This is a genomic window from Methanococcoides sp. (assembly GCF_030594565.1).
GTDB lineage: Archaea > Halobacteriota > Methanosarcinia > Methanosarcinales > Methanosarcinaceae > Methanococcoides > Methanococcoides seepicolus.
Genome location: NZ_JAUVEY010000125.1, coordinates 1 through 6,480, shown reverse-complemented (window position 1 = coordinate 6,480; position 6,480 = coordinate 1). Strand labels below are relative to the sequence as shown.

The window sequence follows — 6,480 nt, the reverse complement described above, 5'->3', positions numbered from 1 at the left end:
GTTTATTCGGAGAGGTATGAACTGTAGTAAAAATATACAAATGCATTCAAGGGCCATAGACTTTTTCCAAGCATGGTATAACTTTGTCAAACCACATAAATCGCTACGAATAGAGATTAATTCTGGCAATAGGAGATGGAGGGAGATGACACCAGTTATGGCGGAGAAGCTTACAGATCATATTTGGACATTGGGTGAGTTGATGTCATTCAGGATTCCAATTCAGTAAGTGGGGGACACTGCCTGAAATCAAGGCTAAAAAAAATCGAAAGGAAAGGCTCAATTCTCTTGTTGATGAAATAATCTCCAATTCTCTTTTTTGCTAATGTTGTTTTCTGTGGTATAAAGTCATATATAGGAAACTCTGGCGAGAGTAAACGGTTTATTACTCGTGGAATCCATTTTCTGCAATCGTATTGAATACTTTCTTCCAAGACTTGTTGCCGTCAATGCTACGATCAATTTTAGTGTTACTTTTTTAATGCACTGAATATATTCGAGCATATAGTGTTCAAGTATAAGGAAACACTGATTTCAGAATATTTTCGAGTAGAAATCTATATCTTTTTAAGCAGCTAGATTTTTCGTTATCAATCAACCCTCAACATCTCAGCCAACTCTTCCAGATCGTTCCCTGCACCACTCACAGCTACTATCGAATGCATTGAACCGCCATTGTCTCCATCCATTCTCGGGATGATGTGAACGTGCACATGTGGCACTAACTGACCGGCAGCAGTCTTGTTATTAAGGCCGACGTTCGAGCCGTCTGCTAACATGGCATCCTCTATCATGCCTGTTAGCATTTTCACGGTGGCGAAAAGTGCGCCGGCATCTTCCGTTGGCATGTCGGTAAAGCTGTAGTGCTTTTTAGGGACAACTACGGTCTGTCCTCTGAGAAATTTCAAAACCAACTGTGCAATTTAAAGCCAATTAAAACTAAACTATTAGGATCTGTTAATATCTATTAAATTAATAGATAGCATTATCAAGTATAAAAATCTTACAAATAGTAATAATCTATTAGCTATTGGATAATATGAAAAAGATACTCGAAATATCCTCATTGTCCACGGAAGATGGAACTGAGGCAATGAAGTACATTCATGATCAAGATGTGATCAATTTTGTTTCTGAATATAATCGGAGATATCTTCATTGGGAAGAGGTTGGAAAAAGGAAAGACAACATTCCAATCAAACCAATTTATTTGTGGTACTTAATGAAAATGTTTCGGGTCATGATGACTCCTAATAAAGTTGTTTTTGGAAAATATATATTTCATTATACGATGCTTGATGAGTTTCAAGAAAAATTGCACACCCTCGATAAAGGCGCAGCAGGAAATCTTTCAAGCGTTATCGATGCTATCTCTGACAATCGTGAAAAGTACATATTAAATTCTCTTATGGAAGAAGCTATTGCATCAAGTCAGATCGAGGGAGCAACACCATCACGTCGAGTCGCAAAGGAGATGCTAAGGAAAAGTAAAAAACCAGAAAACAAAGATGAGCGGATGATCATTAACAATTATAACACAATGAAATATGTGTTAGAAATAAAAAATGAAGAAATGACTCCTGAACTTCTTCTGGAACTTCAAAAAAGAATGACCGAAGGTACTCTCGACAATCCTGAAGACGAAGGCGTTTTCAGGGACAACGATGAGATCCGAGTTTTTGATAATGATGGTGAAGTTTTACATACTCCTCCAAAAAAAGAAGAAGTATCAGAATTAGTGAGCGAACTGTGCAATTTTGCAAATAATGATGACCAGTTTTTCATTCATCCCATAATTAAAGGAATATTTCTTCATTACTTACTTAATTATATTCACCCATTTAATGATGGAAATGGGCGTACTGGCAGAAGTCTATTTTACTGGTATGTCCTGAAAAAGGATTATTGGCTTTTTGAGTATATGTCCGTATCACGTTTGATCTACAAAAAACGCCGGCAATATAAATTGGCATATCAATATACAGAATCGGATTACTTTTTTGATAAAGATAAAGAGATTGGTGATCTGACGTACTTTATTAAATTTAATTTAACTGCTATAATAGAATCGTTGCATGAAATTCTAAAATATCTTGAAATTAAGCAGCAGGAACAATATCAGGCCCTGATATACATGAATGAATCTGATGAATTAAACATCAGGCAACGAGAAATACTTAGGCAATTTATAAAATATCCACACAAAACAATGGCAGTAAAAGAAGTCATGAATACACAAGGTGTATCGTATGCTACGGCAAGAAGCGATTTATTTCATCTTGAAAAAATTGGTCATCTCAAAAAACAAAAATCCGGGAAGGAGTTTTTATTTGTTTTAATACACAATGATGCATAAAAGCGTTAAAATCAATAACTCCTCTCTTATCCCTTAAGCTTTATCAATCAACCCTTAACATCCCAGCCAGCTCTTCCAGATCGTTCCCTGCACCGCTGACAGCTACTATCGAATGCATTGAACCGCCATTATCCCCATCCATTCTCGGGATGATGTGGACATGCACATGTGGCACTAACTGACCGGCAGCAGTCTTGTTATTAAGACCAACGTTCGAGCCGTCCGCTGACATTGCATCCTCTAACATCCCTGTTAGCATCTTCACGGTGGCGAAAAGTGAGCCGGCATCTTCAGTTGGCATGTCGGTAAAGCTGTCGTAGTGCTTTTTTGGGACAACTACGGTATGCCCTCTGGAACAGGGGTTAATGTCAAGGAAAGCATAGGTCTCCTCGTCTTCATAGATCTTATGGGATGGGATTTTTCCCTTTATTATATCGCAGAACAGACAATCCATATTTCGACTCCTTATACATAGTTCTGCTTTACTTATTTATAATATTCCAACGGACATTCATTATTTCTTGTGTCTGTTGTACGTTGCTAACAATGCTATTGCGAGCAGTGCTGAGGGGAGATGCATTCTGTCATGAAAGCATACCTACAGACTGACGAAGGTCGAGATTTGGTCCGTTCAGTCTGTGAAGTAGATCAAGAAGATGTGCTCGATGAACGATTGAGAGAGAAGCAAGTCCGTGCGGTAAGTAAAGAGTGGTTGGAGTCACATGCTGTAAATCCTAAAGATCTCGGAAAGAAGTTATCATCTCGCAAAATTATTTTGGAGTAATAGACTTATTTCATAAATTTTATATACATTCGAATTGTTGCAGTTGGTTGAACTGGGGTATACAATGTACTGTTCTAATTGTGGAGAAGAGATTGATGATGTGGCATTTTGTCCACACTGTGGAGTATCGACAACTAAGGCGACAGTCGAGACAACGTTAATAAAAACGCGGAGTCCAGGGGTTGCTGCGATCATGTCGTTCTTTATTCCAGGATTGGGACAAATTTATAACGGCGAGATACTTGGGGGACTCGGCGCGATGTTGATTATCATAATCCTCATGGTATCCATTGTGGAATTGGGGGTGTGGGGGCTTTTGTTATTGTTGGTTTCTGGGTGTATTGTATATACGACGCATACCAAGGACCGTCTGTAAAAGTGCCCGCGCGTGAACAAGACAAAGAAGTGGACTGATGTACGTCAAAACAAAATGCTCAAAATGTGGTCAATACGATTATCAAAATGTTCGACTGCATGTAACTGAAGATCTATGCGGGAAATGATCTGATTGCGAGTATGTGCACACATTGGATGAAATAACTGTCACTGAGACAATATCCGAAGAAGAACTTGCCAGAGATATCCTCATGGAACTCGAAGGATATGTTTACGATGGCATGACCATGGATGAGTTCTGTAAACTGCTCAAAAAGTATTTCGGTGTAGCATCGCGTCATTGCTGTGACCTGATTCAGAGAATGAAGGTCGAGCTGGATATGTATTGTCCTGATAGGCAGTATTTGTATTTCGTGGAAACTTAATTTATGAATGAAAATCCCTTAAATCCATTGACGGTGGAAGAACGTATCAAGTATGTAGAAAGAGCATCGGTGTCATTTTTCTTTTTTGTTATATCTTTCCTTACGATATCCAATCCAAGCAGTATACCATCATTATATGGTTATGGGGCCATCGTTTTCATGATACTTTTTATGATATCATTCCCCCTTTGCAGGATGGTACATCGGTCAAATTGGAGTTTCAGTAATTCTGGATGCAACTCACAGATCGATTACTCTCATCAATAATAATACAAAGCTGTTATCTCCTATCGCAGCTTTCCTCGCAATCTTGATTGCAATATTCACCTTGAGGCAATTGGATCAGAGCTGGCAAAATATCATTGTAGGGGCAGTATGGCTTATAGCTAGTGTCGCGGTACCAAATTATAAGAGAATCATTAATTGGTTACAAAATAAGATTTCAAAAATCAATGTTTAAATATTATATGCCCTATTCTGCTATCGCAGATGTCAATCCGTGAGGTAGATGCTTGAATATCAAAGAGTTCCAAGAATTGCTTTCGGCAATCGAGATATACGATTTAGTATTCTCTAATCACTTTAAACTGAGAGCTGAAGAGCGAGGCTTGGATCAATTCGCTGACGTCAATCAGCTACATACTATATTAACAACGGAAGTACCAAAAGGAATCGTCGACCAAGAGAATAACAAGTTTCAAATAATTTACAGGATTAATGATAAGTATGATGCTATTCTCATCTGTGCAGTTAGAAATGAAAGTCCAGTAAGAATATCATTAGTAACTTGTATTAAGCAGGAAGCAAAACGGCGGGTGAAATGAATGTCTAATAAAGAAGTTGTCCCCGGGGATAGCGAATATGATTATGATTCATTAAATGATACATTTTATATTTACTACTCGAGCCGAAAATATAGCTCGTCGAAGATACTGGAAGATCTTGTCATAGACATGAATGCAGATAACAAAGTAGTCGGCATAGAAGTGCTGAACGCGTCCAAAAAGTTTGGGATTAGTAAGTACGAATTGCGATCACCTGTTGAACTTGAGTGCGAGATTGATGTTTCAGATCGCAAAGTGAATATAAATCTAAAGTTCACATTCTTAAAAAGAAATCATCATATTGCAAGAACCATGTCGGTAACGGGTACAAATGACATGAATCTGTCACCCGCTTCAAATTCGTTTGCACTTGCATGATTCACTATGGGTCAGTCCTCGATCCCCGACATTCCCCCTTATATCCTGGCATCAACTTTCGCGTCAACCATCTGTGCGAACTCTTGTCTCATCGATGATTTCAACTGCTCGAACTCTTTCTTCATTTGTTCGTTCTCTTCACGCAGCATCCTATACTCTTCGCTCTCGATGGTATGAACTTCAGTATCTTCGATTGCCAGGAAGGGTAGATATTTGATATACTTCTTCTTGAGAGCTTCAGGATCCGCACGATAGTATGCTTCATGTGTTCCACTGATCTTGTGCCCCATCAGATAATCTACGAAGAAAATGTCAGCACCTGCGTTCAGGAGAGTTGTATTGAAGTACTTTCTCATATTGTGGCTACGAATCTCATAATCCGTCTGTAAAAAATATGCAGATGCGAAAACTGCGCCGAGGATCACAAAAATACCGATGACAGAGAACGGTATATATGCATCATTATTGAGTATGAATGCTATTGGCCTTTTCAATAGCACACTCTGGGAGAATACAGCTAACTTATCTCTTAGGCCCTGTGCATTCCTTTGTAGCAAAAAGGCATCGTTTTTCATAGCACCACCTGCCAGAAGTTCCTTCTTTTAAGGAACTGATCATTTGCAGGTGGTCATACTTCTTCTACTTTAAATAAATATTTAATACTAAATGTATTATTTTTTATAATAATATTATTTCAAAAGTAGTACACTTAGATTGCTCATACAACCAATTTCTGATTGGTGAAAGCTATGCTGTTGTTGAAATGACTCGATTCAAAGAGATTGCCATGATCCATATAGTTCCTCTCAAATGTGAGGGCTTTACTTAGGGGCCATATTTGCCTTGTAAATTGCATTAATGTAGCTATCTTCTCAATATATTTTTATGCGCTTATATTCTGTTGTGTTAAAAGACGTTTTCCGCAGGAGAACTAAACTTGCGATCGCAGTCCTGGGGATCATTGTTGCAGCAACCGCTATTGTTGCGGTTGTTACAACGTTTTCTGCTGCAACTGAAAGCCTTTACGAAGAGTCGAACAACTTCGGTGCTAATATCATCGTAAGGCCGCAGACAAATTCGATACCCTTGATAGCAGGTTCGACATCTCTCGGGTCGATATCCACTGGTGATAACTACATATTGGAATCTGATATTCCCAGAATATACGATATCGAGAACAGTGCGAATCTGGGGGTGGTGGCGCCTCGTTTGTATGGTGTTGCAGGACTTTGGCATGGAAAGGTCATAGTAATGGGGGTTGATGTGGAACAGGAACAAAATCTCAGATCGTGGTGGAACATAAACGGGGATTGGCTATCCGACCCCAATGGCACGGAAGTGATGCTTGGCTCGGACATAGCAAAACCACTCGGATTG

9 protein-coding genes and 1 pseudogene are annotated in these 6,480 nt (G+C 38.9%); 6 read left to right on the top strand and 4 right to left on the bottom strand.

The genetic code is table 11. The features are described from left to right. Window positions 1-229 (top strand): annotated as a pseudogene (locus tag QAS77_RS09625) (hypothetical protein); the annotation flags it as partial. A 361-nt stretch (window positions 230-590) separates the two neighbouring features. Here the strand turns inward: QAS77_RS09625 and QAS77_RS09620 are convergent. Then, on the bottom strand, window positions 591-908 hold the full coding sequence (locus QAS77_RS09620; RefSeq protein ID WP_305065217.1) for an HIT family protein: 318 nt from the start codon (window positions 906-908) through the stop codon (window positions 591-593). 131 nt (window positions 909-1,039) lie between these two features. On the opposite strand from QAS77_RS09620, the gene QAS77_RS09615 reads away from it, so the two are divergent. After that, window positions 1,040-2,356: a Fic family protein gene (locus tag QAS77_RS09615; RefSeq protein ID WP_305065215.1), complete on the top strand. Its 1,317-nt coding sequence runs from the start codon at window positions 1,040-1,042 to the stop codon at window positions 2,354-2,356. A gap of 43 nt (window positions 2,357-2,399) precedes the next feature. Here QAS77_RS09615 and QAS77_RS09610 read toward each other — a convergent pair whose 3' ends face one another. Both QAS77_RS09610 and QAS77_RS09605 read right to left on the bottom strand, forming a co-directional pair. Next, window positions 2,400-2,810 carry an HIT family protein gene (locus QAS77_RS09610; protein ID WP_305065213.1) on the bottom strand — a complete coding sequence of 137 codons (411 nt, stop codon included), beginning with the start codon at window positions 2,808-2,810 and terminating at the stop codon, window positions 2,400-2,402. Window positions 2,811-2,940: 130 nt separating this feature from the next. Continuing rightward, window positions 2,941-3,078: a hypothetical protein gene (locus QAS77_RS09605; RefSeq protein WP_305065211.1), complete on the bottom strand. Its 138-nt coding sequence runs from the start codon at window positions 3,076-3,078 to the stop codon at window positions 2,941-2,943. A 589-nt stretch (window positions 3,079-3,667) separates the two neighbouring features. Here QAS77_RS09605 and QAS77_RS09600 point away from each other — a divergent pair. The 3 genes from QAS77_RS09600 (at window position 3,668) to QAS77_RS09590 (ending at window position 5,103) form a co-directional block, all read left to right on the top strand. Beyond that, on the top strand, window positions 3,668-3,901 hold the full coding sequence (locus QAS77_RS09600) for a hypothetical protein (RefSeq protein WP_305065209.1): 234 nt from the start codon (window positions 3,668-3,670) through the stop codon (window positions 3,899-3,901). 512 nt (window positions 3,902-4,413) lie between these two features. Then, entirely contained in the window at window positions 4,414-4,725 is a 312-nt protein-coding gene (locus tag QAS77_RS09595) for a hypothetical protein (protein WP_305065207.1), read from the top strand. Then, window positions 4,726-5,103 carry a DUF2283 domain-containing protein gene (locus QAS77_RS09590; RefSeq protein WP_305065205.1) on the top strand — a complete coding sequence of 126 codons (378 nt, stop codon included), beginning with the start codon at window positions 4,726-4,728 and terminating at the stop codon, window positions 5,101-5,103. It abuts the gene before it with no gap. Window positions 5,104-5,141: 38 nt separating this feature from the next. Here the strand turns inward: QAS77_RS09590 and QAS77_RS09585 are convergent, their stop codons facing one another. Next, the gene (locus QAS77_RS09585; protein ID WP_305065203.1) at window positions 5,142-5,678 is read right to left on the bottom strand and encodes a tyrosine-type recombinase/integrase; all 537 of its coding nucleotides are present in this window, start codon (window positions 5,676-5,678) and stop codon (window positions 5,142-5,144) included. Between the two features lie 310 nt (window positions 5,679-5,988). Here QAS77_RS09585 and QAS77_RS09580 point away from each other — a divergent pair. Then, a partial coding sequence (locus QAS77_RS09580) for an ABC transporter permease (protein WP_305065201.1) occupies window positions 5,989-6,480 on the top strand: 492 nt, incomplete at its 3' end.